Source organism: Burkholderia sp. KL41 (assembly GCF_057005415.2).
The window spans coordinates 485,752-501,986 of record NZ_CM189268.1 but is presented as its reverse complement, the minus strand read 5'-3'; the positions used below and the strand labels follow the sequence as shown (position 1 = coordinate 501,986).

The window sequence follows — 16,235 nt, the reverse complement described above, 5'->3', positions numbered from 1 at the left end:
CCTCGCCTGTTCGATCAATTGCAGTTTGCGCCGCCGGTCGCGGAAGTCAGGCTTTCGCGCGGCAGCGTCGTCGCGAAAGCCGGCATCCTGACCGAGACATTCACGAACGGGATCATCGTCTTGACCGTGACGTTCGTGACGCTGACGGTCACGAACGCGCACGAATTCACGTCGCAGCTCGCCGGCGAGTAGTTCACCGACACGTTCGCGTTCGACAGCAGCGGCAGCAGCGCCCTCACGCGCTTCGCGACGCCGGCGGCGTTCACGTCGCACACCACCGCCGTGCGCGCGCCGAGACGCACGGCTTCGCTCGCGGTGTTCCAGTAGAACAGCACGCGGCCGAATTCGAAGATGCCGATCAGCAGCATGATCAGGACCGACGCGATCAGCGCGAACTCAACGATCGTCGAGCCGCGCTGGGCGCGGCGGCGTGACTGGGGGGCATGGCGTGCGTTCATGACACTTGCCTCATCACGGTGACGATGTTGTTGAAGGTGATCGACGGCAGCCACGGGTAGGCGGGAATCGGCTTGTACTTGTAGCCCGAGATCTTCACTTCGACGACGTTGATCGCGCCCGTCGCCGTCCCGCTTGCCGTGTTGTTGTTCGAGTCGTAGGTCGGCAGGTTCGCGAACTGCGACGGATCGGACGTGTCGCTGCAGCCGGTCGTGCGCTGCGCGTCGCAGATCGTCACCATCGACGTCGTGAGCCCAGGCACCAGCTCGGTGCCCGACGAGCCGCACGTCGTGCTGCCGTAGACGACGAGGCACTGCGCCTGCGACACCGGGTACGCGCTGTCGGTCGGCAGCCAGACCGACAGGTAGCGCGCCGCATTGCGCGTCGCCTTGGTCAGCGTCTCGTACTGGTAGATCGCGCGGCCGAACTCGGCCACGCCGGTCGCGAGCATGATCATCGGTACCAGCACGAGCGCGAACTCGACGGCGGCGACGCCACGGGTGCGCGAACGGCGAAACGGCGGCTTCTTCATGATCATCTCTCCGCTATTGAACGAGCATCGGAACCTGGGTCCCGGACGCGCTGCCGCTGCCGGGCAAGCCGTGCGTCGCGCACGGGTTGTTGCCGGAGACCGACGAGCCGAGGTATTCGAGGTGCGCCACGACGGCGCCGCTGCCGGCGCTGAACGGAAGCGGATCGAGCATCAGCACGCAATCCCATTGCGTGACGTGCACCTTGCCGCTATTGCCGTTCAGCGTCGAGCAGTCGCCCTCCGGCGCGAGCGCGACACGGCGGTCGCCGCCGAAGGTCTGGTAATTGCTCGCCGTCGCGGTGCCGTTGGTCGAAATCCCGCTGCCTGACGGCGGCGCGCCGTCGCCCTGGTAGGGCTTGAAGCTCGCGCGGTCGGCGACGAACTGCGTGTACGCGTCGCCCTTGATGCCGGCCGTTCCGGGCGGCCCGTAGTTAGGGCCGACGTACGCGTAGCCGGTGAAGTCGGGCTGGCCGCTCGACCCGTTCGCTCCATTCGTATAGATGCCGAAGCGCGTATTCCAGGCACGCAGCGACGCGGACTTCAGGCCCGTGGTGCTGAGGTCCGGCGGGCTCGTGATGTTGCAGGTGTTGCCCGACAGCTCGCCGGCCAGGGTGGTTTCGTTCGTCGAGCCGTCGAGCGCGGCCCAGCCGAAGCTGCCGGGGCCGTAGGTCGACGACGACCCGGACGGCGACGTGATCCAGTCGCCGACCTTGTACGCAGGTGCGCCCGCCGCGCGGCACACGAACACCGGAATCGCGCAGGTCGTCTGCCCGCCGCCGACAGTCGCGATCGCGCTGGCCGACACCTCCGCCGCGTTCGCGAGCTTCGTGCCGGGCAGCACGTTCAGCACCTCGATGAACCAGTGCGCGATGTTGCTCAGCGTCGCGGTGCACTGCACGTACTTGACGTTAGCCGGCGTCGTGACCGCGCTCTTCGTCAGGAACGGGTTGGACAGCGAATCGCTGAACGTCACGTTCGCGTTCGTCGACATCTGCACCGACTTGTTCTGGAAAAACACGAAATTCAGGTGGCCGGCGGCGATACCGTCCGCCTCGGCCACCGACAGGCTGATGGCTGAAGTCAGGTCACGCGCAGCCGACAGCGCGCATGCATCGGCGCTGTTCTGCAGTTCGCTGCGCGTGACGTACAGCTTGCCGAGATCCAGCGCGAGACCGACGAACCCGATCATCACCGCCAGTGCGAGACCGACGATGATCGCGACGGCACCGCGCTGGCGATGCAGGCTGCGACGCATGACTTTCGGATAGCGGGCTGCGCTGTTCATGGCGTTCTCCCTGAGCGTGCCGTCGTTACTGGGTGGCCTTGCCGATGCCGATCACGAACGCATTGGCGGGCGGATCGACCTGCTTGAACGACTTTTCGTAGTTGTCGAGCGCCGACGCTGCCGCGCCGCCGTCGACCACCGTCGTCGCGGCCGCGTGTTCGGCGGCATGCGGGTCGATGATCTGGGCCTGCGTCACGGCGCGGACCGATTCGCCGAAGCGGGTGTCCCACACCGGGGTCGACGACATGCAGCCGGCAAGCGCGAAGGCGAGCGGTGCGGCGAGCGCCGCACGGCGCACGAATACGAAGTAGGCGGATTTCATGAGTGTCCCCTTGGATGGCATCAACGATCGGTGGACCCGGATTCCGAGCGGGCGACCTGCGCGTGGGCGGCCGGCGGGAGCCGGTGCGCCGGCTGGGCCGGTGTGGCCGGGCCGGCCGCGGCAAGACGCGCGGCGGTGGCTTCAATGCGCGCGACACGGGCTGCGTTGGCTGCGTTCGCCGCATTGGCCGCGTCGGGCCGCGGCGCGGCAGCCGCCACCGGCGCGGGCGTCTTCTGCGGCTCGGCCGGTACCGGCGGCTGCGCGTCCGCGCCTTGCGGCACACGCGGTGCGGGCAGCGCGGCGGCCGCGGCGGCCGCGGCATCCGGTTGCGGCGCCGGTGCGGGTGCCTGAGCCGGTGCCTGAACCGGTGCCTGCGGGGCAGCTGCCGCGCCGTTCGCCGGTTGTGCGCCGGGCTTGCGCACACCGCCGCGGCCTTCCATGTTGCCCGTCGCGTACACGTCGACTTCGTTCGGCTTCGAGAAGCTGTCGGTCGGCAGCGGCACGTCGGCGGTCTGCAGCGGCTTCACCAGGTGCGGCGTGATCAGGAAGATCAGCTCGGTGCGATCCTGCTGGAACGACGTGCTGCGGAACAGCGCGCCGAGCACCGGCACTTCGCCCACACCCGGGAGCGCCTTCAGCGCGCCCGTCACGTTGTCCTTGATCAGCCCGCCGATCGCGAACGATTCGCCGTCGCTCATCTGCACCGTCGTCGATGCGCGCCGCGTCGTGATCAGCGGCAGGATCGACGTGCCGCCGATGTTGGTGGCACTCAGCGTGACGCCCGTCTGCGACAGTTCCGACACTTCCGGCGCGACCTTCAGGCTGATCCGGCCGTTCGCCAGCACCGTCGGCGTGAACTTCAGCGCGACGCCGAATTCCTCTTCCTGCAGCGTGATCGACGACGTGCCGTTGCCGCTGCTCTGCGGAATCGGGATGAAGATCTTGCCGCCGGCGAGGAACGTCGCTTCCTGGCCGCTGATCGTCACGAGATTCGGCTCCGCGAGGATCTTGACCAGGTTGTCGGTGTTCTGCGCGTCGGCCGCGAGGTTGAACGGCTTGTTGTTCGCCTTGCTGAACGCGACGCCGCTTGCGACGCCCGCGAGCAGGTTGCTGACCAGCGCCCCGCTCCACGAACCGAACCCGCCCTGGATGTTGAGCGCGCTGCCCATCTGGTTGATCAGCGTCTTCGACACCTCGGCCACCTTCACCTCGAGCATCACCTGCTGCGGCGACGTGACGGCCAGCATGTTCAGCACGCCGCCGCCGCTTTGCTTGCCGCCCGCGGCCGGGTCACCGGCGCTGTCCCCGTAAGCGCGCGCGATCTGCACGGCCTGCTGCGCGGCCTGCGAGCTCGACACGGTGCCCGACAGCACGATCGTGCCGGCCGCCGTCGTCACGCGGATGTCGCGCTCGTTCGGCATCAGCTGCAGCAGCGACGCCTGCAGGCCGCCGGCATCCGCGCCGACCGCGACGTCGATCACGCGGCACGCGCCGCTCTTGCCCTGCACGATCATGTTGGTCGTGCCGACCGCGAGCCCGAGGATGTACAGCGTCTGCGGTGACACCATCGTGGCCTGCGCAACCGCCGGATTGCCGATCGTCCGATTGCGGACCGGCTCCGGCATCGGCACCAGCAGCGACTTGCCGAGCGGCACGCTGACGCTGGTCGACTCGCGCACGGCGCCGACGCAATTCGGCCCACGCAGCGGCCCCGCCGACGCGGCGGGCGCGGCGGCCGCCACCGGCGCCATGCTGATCGTCATCTGCATCGGCCCCTTGCCGACGGCGGTCGGCGCGCTGGCGCCGCCCTTCGTCAGCACCGCCGACTCGATGCCTTCCTGCGCGAGTGCGCCATAAACCGTCAGCCATCCCGAACAGAGGATCGCGACCATCATCGTGCCCCGTGCGACGCGTGTGCGCAGCGGGCCGGTATCCGTGCATTGCGGTTTGATCTTCATTTCGTCTGATCCCCCGAGAGACCGGCACCGTGCCGGTTATCGACTTCCAGGGCCGCCGCACGTTGCAGGCGGCCGTTTATGTGACTGTGTTGATCTGCTTCAGAAACACTCGACGCTGCCCTTCACGCCCGTCAGCACGCCGACGCAGTCGCGCCGCGCTTCCGGCGCCGCATGCGATGCGACGTGCACGCGTACCGTCCGTACGCGAGCGGGCGCCGCAGGCGCTTCGGGTGCGGGCTCCTTGCCGAGCAGCGTCAGCTTGGTCGCCCCGTCGGTGTTCAGCGTCTTCTGGTCGACCTGGTTGCGCAGCACGAGCGACAGCGTGCCGACGCTGCGCGCGAGGTCGAGCCGCTCGGCCTGGTCGGGCGTGACTTCCAGCGTCACCGCGTTGACGACCTTCGGCGCCGTGTCGTCGCGGCTCACCTGCTGTGCGACGGCGAGCACGAGGATGTGCTCGAGCACGATCTTCGAGATGCTCTGCCCGTCGGTCTTGCCCTGCTGTTCCTGCGTGTTGACGATCACGTCGACGTAGTTGCCCGGCAGCGCGAAGCCCGCGACGCCGACCACGTCGTTCACGCGCACCGTGATCGCGCGGCTGCCGTCGGCGATCACCGCGGACAGCCCGCCCTTCGTGCCGACCGGCGCGAGCTTCGTCTCGATCACCGGCTCGCCGCGTGCGAGGCTGGTGCGCACGACGCGCCCTTCGAGCGCCTTCGTATCGGTGAACGCGCCGGTCGGCACGCTGCCCGACGGCCAGCTGACCATGTGAATCTGGTTCGGCCCGAGCGGTTCGCCCAGGTTCAGGTCGGTGGTGGCCACCGCGACCGGCGTGACCGAACTCGTGGATGTCTGTACCAGCCAGTGGGACGCGAACACGACCGCGGCAAGACCCGCGACCATCGCGACGACCAGCATCATGACCGCTCGACTGTTTTTCATGGCAATGCTCCTCGACGAATCGTGAAAGAAACGGCTCAACCGGTGATGAAGGTGCGTCCGCCGCGTTCGACGGGCGGCGGATGGACGCCGTCACGTTCGGGTGCCGCGCCGAAATAGCTCACCCACGCGTCGTACAGCGCGTCGTGCGTCACCTCGGGAGGATCGCCGCGGTAACGCGCGCCGGCGGCCACGAGACGCAGCAGGTCCGCCGGAAAACAGGCGAGAAACGCCTTGCCGGTCGGCAGGTGCAGCCGATGCAGCAGGTAGTCGAATGCATCGCTCGCCGATACGAGCCCCAGCGATGCGCAGGCTGCGTCATACACGGCGCGGTAGTCGTCGATCGCCATCGCGCCGACGTGAAGCTTCGAACCGAGCCGGCGCAGGAACGCGTCGTCGCAGAACTGCTCCGGCGCGAGGTTGCTCGAGAACACCGGCCAGACGTCGAACGGCATCACGAAGCGGTTGCCGGATTCGAGCGTCAGGTAATCGACGCCGCGATCGAGCGGACGCAGCCAGCGGTTGAGCAGGTCGCGCGGCTCGACGCGCTGGCGGCCGAGATCGTCGACGACGTACATGCCCATGTTCGCCTTCATGTGCGGCGGCGCCTGGTAATAGCCGGCGACTTCGTCGCGACGCAGGTCGAGCTCGTCGAGCGTCAGTTCGCCGCCCGACATCACGACCGGCCGTTCGCACAGGCGCCAGCGGCGATCGACCGACTGGCCGCCCGACGACGTTCCCGCATCGACGTGCACGAGCGGGTCGTAGATCTGGATCACTTCGCCGGCCGCGCAGATCGCGTACGGCACCGGCACGCGGCCCCGCATCAGCGAACCGAGCCGCTCGGCGAGGAAGGTCTTGCCGCTGCCGGCGGGCCCGTAGATCAGCAGCGGACGGCCCGCGTTCAGCGCAGCCGCGGCCGCATCGAGCACCGCCGTGTCGATCACGATGCCTTCGAACGCCGCCCACACCTCGTCCTGGCTGATGTGCAGCTTGCGTACCGAATGCGCGTTCAGGCACGCGAGATACGCGTCGAGCGTCACCGGCGCGGGCCCGCTGTAGCCGCTGCGCGCCCGTTCCTCGAGCGCCAGCACGCGGCCCGCGTCGGTTAGGCGGAACGTCACGTCGAGATCGGTCGCACCGCGATGGGTGAGCTCGACGAGATGCTCGCGCACCAAGAACGCGAAGACGTCGTCGAGCACGGCGAGCGGCAGGCAGTGCCGTTCGACCAGGTCGCCGTACGACGGGCGGCCGAGCATCAGCGTCGACTTCAGCACGAGACCGGCGACGAACGTCATGCTCAACCCGGTATCGTCGAGCGAGCGCGGCGCCGCCGGCAACTGCGCGCCCAGCTTCGTATGCGCTTCCCGCGACGGCAACGGATCGGGCAGGCGTGCCACCTGTGCGTCGCGTCTTGGTTCGGTGTGATTCGTGTTCATGATCGTTCCGTCCTCGTTGCAGATCCGTCTGCGCTACGCGCACGACGCGAACAGCATGCCCAGCGTGCCGGCCGCGATCGCCACGCCGTACGGCAGCGTGCCGACCGATGCGATTTCGACGGGGCCGCCGGTGGCCTCGGCGCTCGCGCCTGGCGAGCGCCGCGCGATCAACGCGCGCACGTTCGCCCACATCTGGCGCATCCGCCCGCGCAGCAGCGCGTAGGCGATGGCGCCGATCCCGCCGGCCAGGAAGGTGGCCAGCACGATGTAAAACGTCATTTCCGCGCCGACCCAGGCGCCGATCGCGAGCATCAGCTTCACGTCGCCGGCCGCCATTCCGCGCAACAGGTAGAACGGCAACAGCAGGCCGAAGCCGGTCGCGGCACCGGCGAGCCATCCGAACGCGCCCCCCGCGACACCGTGCAACAGGCACTGGGCAACCAGCGCGCCGGCCAGGCCGAGCAGGACGAGACGGTTCGGAATGCGGCGGGTCGCGATGTCCGTGCTGGCCGCGGCGACCGCGAGCAGCGTCACGCACAACGGAACCGGGTAAGGCGGCGCAACAGGTAGCATGGCGAACCTCGCAGTCGAATCGGTGGATCAGGAAACCATTGCCAGCGCGGTGGCCACGGCGGCCGTCACGGCTGTTGCGATCACCTCGTACGCATTGGCAAGCGAACCCTTCAGCGTGACGACCGTCCCCAGCACCGCGACGGCGAACATCGCGCCGAGCAACGCATATTCGATCGACGTCACGCCCTGCTCGTCGCCGATCCAGCGACGTACGATACGCATCCTGGCTTGCATGATGGTCTCCGGTTCCCGGTTGATCGGATCGCCGGGGACGGCTCGAGCGCTGCACCGGCCGAGCCGTCCGCGGCATGCTCCATCAGATGCCCGCCACCGCCGAGTCCAGGTCGGCCGCGATCGTGCTGAACACGGTCTTGAGGTCCTTCCCGATGGTCGACAGCGCGAGGATGATGCCGACTGCGATCAGTGCGGCGATCAGGCCGTATTCGATGGCGGTCACGCCGTCTTCATCGCGAACGAAACGGCTGGCTTGTTGAATGAACTTGGACATGTTGATCTCCTTGGGTGGTCACTTTCAAAGCCCTCGCGTGCCGGCTGGTCGGATGACCGTGCATCGATACGTCGAGGAATGTCGTTGATGCCGTGTGGTGCCGACGAACGATTCGGACGAGCCGTTCGTCGTACCGTCCATCAGATTCCTGCTACCGCCGAGTCCAGATCCGCGGCGATCGTGCTGAACACGGTCTTCAGATCCGTACCGACCGTCGTCAACGCGACGACGATGCCGATCGCGATCAGGGCAGCGATCAGGCCGTATTCGATGGCCGTCACGCCGTCCTGATCCTGGACGAACCACGCGATCTTTTCGATGATTCTTGTCATGAGCATTCTCCTTTCGGACTGCTATGAAATTCCCTCCGTCGGTCAGGACGTCGGGGTTGGGCACCACCGGCACTACTCGAAAAATCCGGACGCGTCGCTCAGCCGCGGGAGCGGGGATATGCACCCCTGTCCGTGCGAATGGGTATCAGTGACGCAGTGAACGAGAAAGGCGTGTACGGTGCGACCGGCCGGATGAACCGGACCATCCGATCGACCGGAACGGCACGACTGCCGTTCGACGCATGGAATCCAGATGAATGGGAGACAAACTCCCGGATAAGCTGCAATATGTTTTTAATCCGGTTCTCGAACCGTGATGTGCTGTGGTCTTTCATTTTTATTCCCCATATGCGGCCATGCCGACTTTTTATTGCCCTGACGATACCGGGTCTCATTGGTCACCCGACGAAGGCTTGCGCGGTTGATCGACCTGGAGCTGCTTGTTCCCCGATGCGCTCCGGCCCTTCTTTCCGCCTGTGATTCCGGTGCCGGGTTCCGTCTGTCTTTTGCCGGAACCGCCCGGTCGTCACATCGTCGACTGCCGTGCCAACGCTTACGCAAAGAGCAGGCCACCCGAGGCGAAATCGAGGCGCATCAAGGGTTCCGGCGATGCCCGCTCTCCCCGGCCCGGGGTGCAGTGTGCGAAATGTTTCAAAATTGATATATGTTTCCCGGCGAGCGTTTCACGCCTGAATGCCCGCCGCCGCGCTGCGCAAAGGATCGAAAATTTTTTCTTGGGATTTTCCCGGACGCTCGACGGCGCTCGCGTCCCGAGCGATCGCCGGGGCGCGGAACCGGTCGAAACGACGGAATGTTTCAAGGCAGAAACACGAAAGCCCGCAGTTCGGATTTCTCATACCTGAAAATGCGGTTTTCACGTGCGTCTTAGGCCAGAATAAATCCCGGCATTCAGCGGGTGATTTGCAACGCGCCATTTTTTCTCCAACAATGACCTCACCGGACAACGCCATTTCAGAGCGACTCGATCCGCAGGCACCACAAGATCAAACGGCTGCGATTGACCAAGCGGCCTCTACCAAATACGGGGAATCATGTACACAGCCAATCGTGAAATGCGCGGGCGGGCAACACGCCGCGCTCAGTGGCTGACAGCCGACCGGATCATTCCGTACAGCTGCATCATGCTGATGCTCTTCGCCGCGTTGCTGGTTGTCTGGGGCTTCGTGACCAGCGGCTTCACGTCGAATGTCGCCGTCCGGCCGGGCGTCGATTTCTCCGTCTTCTGGACCGCATCGCACCTGGTGTTGCAAGGCCATGCCGCATCGGCCTACGACCCCTCCTTATTCCTGCAGGCCGAGCTCGCGCATTTCGACACGTATTTGCAGCACCGGTCGCTTCCCTGGCTCTATCCGCCGACGATGTTGCTGTTCATCGCTCCGGTTGCCCTTGTGCCTTTCCTGCCCGCATATTTCCTCTTTTTCGCGGGCAGTCTTTTATGCTACGCGTTCGCCGTCTCGCGGTTGTCGGGATTGCGCGCGCATCTTCCGGTGCCGCACGCCGCGGCGATCGTCGTGGTCGCGTATTCGGCGGTGTGCATGTCCGCGCTGTTCGGCCAGAACAGCATCCTGACCGCCGGCCTCGCCGCGCTCGCGCTGCATCTGCTCGGCAAGCGCCCGGTCGTCGCCGGCGTGCTGATCGGGCTGCTCGCAATCAAGCCGCAGCTGGCCGTGGTGTTCCCCGTCGTGCTGATCGCGGCACGTGCGTGGCGCACCTTCGCGGCGGCCGCGATCACCGCCGCGCTGTTCGCGGCCGCCGGCATCGCACTGGCCGGCCCCGGTGCGCTGCACGGGTTGAGCCAGGCACTGTCGACGGTGCGCGAACAGCATTTCATGCTCCCGTCGTACTGGCTCGCGTCGCCGACGCCGTTCGCCGCATTGCGGCTCGCGGGCCTGCCGGTGACGGCCGCACTGGTCGCGCAAGCGGCGGTCGCGCTGCTCGCGCTCGCCGCGGCCGTCGACGTATGGCGCCGCACGCCCGACATGCGCCTGCGCGGCGCGGTGCTGGCCGTCGCCACGCTGCTGACGACGCCGTATCTGTGGAACTACGAACTGACGTGGCTCGGCATCGCGATCTTCTGCCTGATCGCGCACGGTCTCGACAAAGGCTGGCTGCCGGGCGACCAGGGCATCATCGTGCTGGCGTGGCTGCTGCCGATCTTCGAGATGTTCAATCGACTGATGAAGCTGCCGCAGATCGGGCCGATCGTGCTGCTCGCGGTGCTGTTCATCGTCGTGCGCCGCACGGCGCTCGAATCCCGGAGCGCACGATGAGATCGTCACCTTCCGCACGCCACGCGCACCCGGATACCGACGTGCATCCGGAACTCCCGATCGCGGGCCCGCGCCGCTACCCGCACTGGCTCAATCGCGAGCGCGTGCGCCTCTATGCGGGCGCCGCGCTGGCGAGCGAGCTGCTGTTCATCTGCATCTACGTCACCCGCGTGTACCTGTCGCACAACGGCGCGCTGCAGCCGCTGTCGCAGGATTTCTCGCCGATCTGGAGCGCCGCGTGGCTCGCCGCGCACGGGCATGCGGCCGATGCCTGGCATTTTCCCGCGCTGTTCGCAGTGCAGAAGCTCGCGATCCCGACGATGACGCTCGCGGACGGCACGCTGCCGTGGCTCTACCCGCCCTCGATGCTGCTGCTCGTGCTGCCGCTCGGCTGGCTGCCGTACACGCTGGCGCTCGTGCTGTGGCTCGGGCTCACCTATGCACTGTTTTCGGCAACGATCCGCGCGATCGTGCAGCGAGATGACGCATGGTTGTGCGCGTTCGCATTCCCCGGCGCGTTCCTCACGGTGATCGTCGGGCAGACCAGCCTCTTCACCGCGTTGCTCGCCGGTGCCGGCCTGCTCGCGCTGGCCCGTCGCCCCGTGCACGCCGGGATCTGCTTCGGCTTGCTGACGATGAAGCCGCAGCTCGCGGTGCTGTTCCCGCTCGCGCTGCTGTGCGCCGGCCAATGGCGCGCACTTGCCGCGTGGGCCGCGACGATCGCGTGCAGCGCCGCGCTCGCGACACTCGCGTTCGGGTTCGGCCCGTGGATCACCTTCGCGCATGTGATCGACAGCGTCTACGCGATCGTCGGCACGGGCCAGGCCAAGCTCGCGCGCATGCCGTCGGTGTTCGCGCTCGCGACGATGGCCGGCCTGCCCGCTTACGTCGCCAACGGCCTTCAACTGCTGTCGGCCGCGGTCGCCGCGATCGCCGTCGTCTATGCGTGGCGCGGCGACTGCGCGTACGCGCTGCGCGCCGCGACGCTCGCGTGCGCGTGCCTGCTCGTCAGCCCCTATCTGTACGACTACGACCTGACCTGGTACGGCCTCGTGATCGCGTGGTACGCGCGTTATGCGTGGACGCACGGCTGGCGGCGCTTCGACCGGGAATGGCTGACGCTGCTGTGGCTGATGCCGCTCGCGGGCCTCGCGGTCGTGCCGCATCTGTCGTTCCAGTTCATGCCGCTCGTCACGCTGGCGTCGCTCGGGCTGCTCGTCAGCCGGATCGCCCGGGACCGGCGCGACGTGCCGTCGATGCCGGACGCACGCGACCACTCGACCGACACCGCGTTCACCCATTCGGCAAGAACGCACCACCGCCCGGCGTATGGATTGCGCCGCACCGGCCGACCGACCATCGGCGTGCATCGGTGAAGCGACATCACAGGGGAAATCATCATGCGGGAACCACTCTATATACCGCTCGTATCGCTGGTCGTGCCGTTCTATAACGAAGGCGAGGCCGTCGAACGCTTCTTCGACGTCGTGATGCCGTTGATGACGTCCATCGACGGCATCCGGTTCGAGATCGTCTGCGTGAACGACGGCAGCCGCGACGACACGCTCGAGCGGCTGATCCGGATCGGCGCCGGCGAACGGCGCGTGCGGGTGATCGACCTGACCCGCAACTTCGGCAAGGAAGCGGCGCTCACGGCCGGTCTCGACGAAGCCCTCGGCGACGCGGTGATCCCGCTCGACGCCGACCTGCAGGACCCGCCGAGCCTGATTCCGGTGATGATCGAACACTGGCGCGACGGTGCGGAAGTCGTCGCCGCGAAGCGCAGCAACCGCGCGTGCGATTCGTTCGCGAAGCGCACGGCGGCCGCGATCTACTATCGCGTGCACAACCTGCTGTCGGACGTGAAATTGCCGGAGAACGTCGGCGATTTCCGGCTGATGGACCGCAAGGTCGTGAACGCGCTGCGCAGCCTGCCCGAGCGGCATCGCTTCATGAAGGGGCTGTTCGCGTGGGTCGGCTACCGGACGGTCATCGTCGAATACCAGCGTGACGCGCGTAGTGCCGGGCACTCGAAATTTTCCGGCTGGAAGCTGTGGAATTTCGCGCTGGAAGGCATCACCAGCTTCAGCACCGTGCCGCTGCGCAGCTGGACCTACATCGGCGTCGGCATCGCCGCGCTCGCGTTCCTGTACGGCGCGTTCATCATTCTCCGCACGCTGCTGTTCGGCAATCCGGTGCTCGGCTACGCGTCGCTGATCTCGGTCACGCTGTTCATCGGCGGCATCGAGCTCATCGGGATCGGTGTCGTCGGCGAATACATCGGGCGGATCTACGACGAGTCGAAGCAACGGCCCGTCTACCTGATCCGCCGCCGCTACCAGACGCACGGCAAGGTGGTCGAACTGCGGGTCGCGCGCGATGCGCGCCGCCAGAGCACACGCCGGCGCGTGCAGCCGACCCGTGCGCGGATCGGCGAACGCTGACGCGCGGCGACGGCCATGATCGGCCTGCTCGATGCCGAGCGCACGCGCCTCGTGCGCTTCGGCGTGTCCGGCCTCTGCTCGACCGCGATCCACACGCTGGTCGCGGCGGCGCTGTTCGCGCGATTCGACGCGACGCTGGTGACGGCGAACACGATCGCGTTCCTCTGCGCGACGGCGTTCTCGTATCTCGCGAACACGCTGTGGAGCTTTTCGTCGACGGTGCGCACGCGCAACGCGGTGCGCTTTCTCGCGGTCACGCTCGCCGGCTTCGTCGAAACCCTGCTGCTCGCGCGTGCGGCAGAAGCGCTCGACGTGTCCCGCGCAATGAGCATCGTCGCGATCGCGTTGCTGATTCCGCCGACGACGTTCCTGCTGCACCGGCTCTGGACCTATCGTTGAACGCCCCTCCCCGCCGCCCCCGAAAATAATCGGCCATTCAATTAACAGATTCAATGTCGGCATATTTATGTCACGCATGAATCCGATTGATTCCGATTTTAAAATTACCGCCCAAAACAAATTAAATACCCTGTTTACTTTTACAGCTTCCATAAACAACCGAACGGGATAACCTGCCTTCGCCATCTCGCCAGCACGGGCATCGAACGGCGATGAGCCTTGCAGGACAAGGCAATGGCGGCTGCGCGAAGAAATTCGCGCAACAATAATTCCCATTCATTCAAACGGGAGCTTCTATGTCACGCGTTACCGATGTGCTCGTCTCTTTCGATACCGAAACCATCCTCAAGAAATATCCGAATCCCAGCAAGAATCCGAATAGCCCGACGCTGATCGACTGGAAGCACGTGTACATGGTCACCAACCAGGACAACGTGGTGTCCGGGCAGGCGGGCGGCGAACTCGACCTGAAGGCGCAGGTCGGCGACCTGATCCGCTGGCGTGAAACGAGCCTGTCGCTGGGCTTCGAGAACCAGGTGGTGTTCTACAAGTTCATCGGCAACGTCGGCAACGAACTGATCTCGACGCCGACGCCGCGCGTCGCCGAAGCGTCGATCCCGGTGCCGAACACCAGCAAGCCCGAGGTGCCGACCTGCCAGAAGGTCGCGAACTACTACTGGTCGTCGGAATGCCTGAAAGTCGGCCGCGTGACTTACCACTTCCAGTTCCAGATCATCGATCGCAACTGCCAGAGCCAGGGCTGCTTCTCGTGGGATCCGTTCATCTCGATCCATAACTGATCGCGGCAGGCGGGCGGCCGCGCGGCGGCTGCCCGCATCAACCCCTTGTTGCGGAGGAAGCGCTCATGCCTGGTCTTCGTTCCGATGTGCTCGTGATCGTCGACGCCGTCACGCTGCTGTCGGCCTACCCGGAGGCGAGCCGGGACCCCGACGCGCCGACCGTGATCGACGGCCGGCACCTCTACGTGGTGAGCCCCGGCGACGCCGCGCAGCTCGGCCACAACGACAGCCGGCTTTTTGCGGGGCTGTCGCCGGGCGACCAGTTGCGCCTGCGCGAGACCGCGCTGGCACTGCGCGCCGAGGCGAGCGTGCTGTTCGTCCGGTTCGCGTTGAAGGATGCGGGGATCGTCGCGCCGTTCGAAGCCGAAGTACGCGATGCGGCCGCGCCGGTACCCGATGCCGACGACCTGCTGCATCCGCCGTGCCATCCGATGAAGGACCACTACTGGCGCAGCGACGTGCTGGCCGCGGGCACCACCACGTGCACGGCCGATTTCGCCGTGTTCGACCGCGACGGCACCGTGTCGGGCTATTTCCGTTGGGAAACGTCGATCGAGATCGGCGCCGGCCAGCCGGCCGCGAAACAGCCGGTTTTCAAGCCGTCGTCGGATCGCAACGGCAACTTCACGCTGCCGCCGGATACCGCGTTCAAGGCGATCTTCTACGCGAATGCCGCCGACCGGCAGGACCTCAGGCTCTTCATCGACGATGCGCCGGAACCGGCCGCGTCGTTCGTCGGCAACAGCGAGGACGGCGTCAGGCTGTTCACGCTGCACTCGAAAGGCGGCAAGATCCGGATCGACGCGTTCGCCAACGGCAGGAAATCCGCGACCGATGCGCGTCTCGCGCCGCTGTCCGCGGGCGACACCGTCTGGCTCGGCTGGCTCGGCGCCGAGGACGGCGCCGATGCCGACTACAACGACGGGATCGTGATCCTGCAGTGGCCGATCACCTGAGCATCGCGGCGATCGGCACCCGGGCGGTTCAGGTGCGCGGCAGCCCCGGCGGATTGGTCTGCGACCGGTCGATCGCTTCGGCATCGAGACTCCAGCGGCCGAGCACCTTCCGGTAGCTGCCGTTCGCGATCAGCGCATTGATCGCAACCGTCAGCGGGTCGGCGAGGCCGCTGCCCTTGCGCGTCGTGATCGCGATGTCCGCGGTGCGCGGCCAGCCGCCGCTCACGGTGCCGATCAGCTTCGCGTCGCCGCGCAGCGATGCCTGGTACGCGAGCATCGAGTTCACGCTGAAGATCGTGTCGACGCGCCCCGACTGCAGCGCGACCCAGCGCTCCGCCGCATCCGCGTAGTACTGGATCTCGACCGGCGCGAGGCCGCGCGCGACGTTCTGCCGGTTCCATTCGAGCAGGATCTTTTCCTGGTTCGTGCCCGAATCGGTCACGACGCGCAGCCCGGCAACGTCCTTCGGCTCGCGAATCGACGCGATCCGGCTGCCGTTCTTCACGTAGAAGCCGAGCTGATCCTTCCGGTAGGTCGAGAAGTCGAATTTCTCCTTGCGCTGTTCGGTGACCGTCACGTTCGAGATCACCGCGTCGACCTTGCCGGACTGCAGCGCAAGCGGCCAGTCGGCCCACGAGAGCGGCACGATCTTCAGCTTGCGGCCGAGGCTGTCGGCGACGAGCTGGGCGAGATCGGGATCGAAGCCGACGACCGTTCGCGCATCGGTCGCATAGGTGCTGAGCGGCGGCAGGTTCGGCGCGATGCCGATCGTCAACGTGCCCGTTTCGGCAAACCGGTAGCCGGCCGGCAATGCCTGCTCGACCGCCGGGTTCACGGTGCCGCGCTGCCGGCCCGGCTGCTCGGGGCTCAGGTCGAACGTCGCGGCCTGCGCGGCGACGCTGCCGCCGATCAGGACGGCGGCCAGCGTGCGAGCGATGCGTGCCACGGGAATTGCTGTTCTTCTCATGTCTTCCGGATTCCTTGATATTTTGCGAAGCGTGTGC

19 protein-coding genes are annotated in these 16,235 nt (G+C 66.6%); 6 read left to right on the top strand and 13 right to left on the bottom strand.

The features are described from left to right. Positions 1–14 precede the first annotated feature (14 nt). From PQB87_RS36300 to PQB87_RS36245, 12 genes are all read right to left on the bottom strand, one after another. Positions 15–458 carry a TadE/TadG family type IV pilus assembly protein gene (locus PQB87_RS36300; RefSeq protein WP_059485645.1) on the bottom strand — a complete coding sequence of 148 codons (444 nt, stop codon included), beginning with the start codon at positions 456–458 and terminating at the stop codon, positions 15–17. Beyond that, a complete protein-coding gene (locus PQB87_RS36295; protein WP_060358119.1) occupies positions 455–988 on the bottom strand; it encodes a TadE/TadG family type IV pilus assembly protein in 534 nt (177 codons plus the stop codon). The genes PQB87_RS36300 and PQB87_RS36295 overlap by 4 nt, the downstream gene beginning before the upstream one ends. A 13-nt stretch (positions 989–1,001) precedes the next feature. Then, positions 1,002–2,273 carry a pilus assembly protein TadG-related protein gene (locus tag PQB87_RS36290; RefSeq protein ID WP_060084646.1) on the bottom strand — a complete coding sequence of 424 codons (1,272 nt, stop codon included), beginning with the start codon at positions 2,271–2,273 and terminating at the stop codon, positions 1,002–1,004. A gap of 25 nt (positions 2,274–2,298) precedes the next feature. After that, positions 2,299–2,595, bottom strand: coding sequence for a hypothetical protein (locus PQB87_RS36285; protein ID WP_059648656.1), 297 nt, complete (start codon positions 2,593–2,595; stop codon positions 2,299–2,301). A gap of 20 nt (positions 2,596–2,615) precedes the next feature. Beyond that, positions 2,616–4,553, bottom strand: a complete 1,938-nt coding sequence (locus PQB87_RS36280; RefSeq protein WP_489245081.1) for a type II and III secretion system protein family protein — start codon at positions 4,551–4,553, stop codon at positions 2,616–2,618. A 99-nt stretch (positions 4,554–4,652) separates the two neighbouring features. Beyond that, positions 4,653–5,492 (bottom strand): Flp pilus assembly protein CpaB, encoded by an 840-nt coding sequence (gene cpaB, locus PQB87_RS36275; RefSeq protein WP_060084644.1) that lies wholly within the window; start codon positions 5,490–5,492, stop codon positions 4,653–4,655. A 35-nt stretch (positions 5,493–5,527) separates the two neighbouring features. Continuing rightward, entirely contained in the window at positions 5,528–6,928 is a 1,401-nt protein-coding gene (locus PQB87_RS36270) for an ATP-binding protein (protein ID WP_322076706.1), read from the bottom strand. Positions 6,929–6,961: 33 nt separating this feature from the next. Next, on the bottom strand, positions 6,962–7,501 hold the full coding sequence (locus tag PQB87_RS36265; RefSeq protein WP_060316770.1) for an A24 family peptidase: 540 nt from the start codon (positions 7,499–7,501) through the stop codon (positions 6,962–6,964). Positions 7,502–7,528: 27 nt separating this feature from the next. Then, on the bottom strand, positions 7,529–7,735 hold the full coding sequence (locus PQB87_RS36260; protein ID WP_489245079.1) for a Flp family type IVb pilin: 207 nt from the start codon (positions 7,733–7,735) through the stop codon (positions 7,529–7,531). 82 nt (positions 7,736–7,817) lie between these two features. Continuing rightward, positions 7,818–8,009, bottom strand: a complete 192-nt coding sequence (locus PQB87_RS36255) for a Flp family type IVb pilin (RefSeq protein ID WP_011349893.1) — start codon at positions 8,007–8,009, stop codon at positions 7,818–7,820. A gap of 140 nt (positions 8,010–8,149) precedes the next feature. Continuing rightward, a complete protein-coding gene (locus tag PQB87_RS36250; RefSeq protein ID WP_059688225.1) occupies positions 8,150–8,341 on the bottom strand; it encodes a Flp family type IVb pilin in 192 nt (63 codons plus the stop codon). A 683-nt stretch (positions 8,342–9,024) separates the two neighbouring features. Further along, positions 9,025–9,312, bottom strand: coding sequence for a hypothetical protein (locus PQB87_RS36245; protein WP_222212903.1), 288 nt, complete (start codon positions 9,310–9,312; stop codon positions 9,025–9,027). Between the two features lie 81 nt (positions 9,313–9,393). On the opposite strand from PQB87_RS36245, the gene PQB87_RS36240 reads away from it, so the two are divergent. From PQB87_RS36240 to PQB87_RS36215, 6 genes are all read left to right on the top strand, one after another. Further along, a complete protein-coding gene (locus tag PQB87_RS36240) occupies positions 9,394–10,632 on the top strand; it encodes a glycosyltransferase family 87 protein (protein ID WP_060358079.1) in 1,239 nt (412 codons plus the stop codon). After that, on the top strand, positions 10,629–12,008 hold the full coding sequence (locus tag PQB87_RS36235) for a glycosyltransferase family 87 protein (RefSeq protein WP_334066184.1): 1,380 nt from the start codon (positions 10,629–10,631) through the stop codon (positions 12,006–12,008). Before PQB87_RS36240 ends, PQB87_RS36235 begins: the two co-directional genes overlap by 4 nt. Before the next feature lie 24 nt (positions 12,009–12,032). After that, a complete protein-coding gene (locus PQB87_RS36230; RefSeq protein WP_489245075.1) occupies positions 12,033–13,076 on the top strand; it encodes a glycosyltransferase family 2 protein in 1,044 nt (347 codons plus the stop codon). 15 nt (positions 13,077–13,091) lie between these two features. After that, entirely contained in the window at positions 13,092–13,475 is a 384-nt protein-coding gene (locus PQB87_RS36225; RefSeq protein ID WP_059688229.1) for a GtrA family protein, read from the top strand. Between the two features lie 296 nt (positions 13,476–13,771). Further along, on the top strand, positions 13,772–14,275 hold the full coding sequence (locus PQB87_RS36220) for an inclusion body family protein (protein WP_027792733.1): 504 nt from the start codon (positions 13,772–13,774) through the stop codon (positions 14,273–14,275). A 65-nt stretch (positions 14,276–14,340) separates the two neighbouring features. Beyond that, complete coding sequence (locus tag PQB87_RS36215) at positions 14,341–15,231, top strand: AidA/PixA family protein (RefSeq protein ID WP_489245073.1); 891 nt, start codon at positions 14,341–14,343, stop codon at positions 15,229–15,231. Between the two features lie 28 nt (positions 15,232–15,259). On the opposite strand, the gene PQB87_RS36210 is transcribed toward PQB87_RS36215, so the two are convergent. Then, entirely contained in the window at positions 15,260–16,198 is a 939-nt protein-coding gene (locus PQB87_RS36210) for an ABC transporter substrate-binding protein (RefSeq protein WP_489245072.1), read from the bottom strand. Between the last annotated feature and the right edge of the window lie 37 nt (positions 16,199–16,235).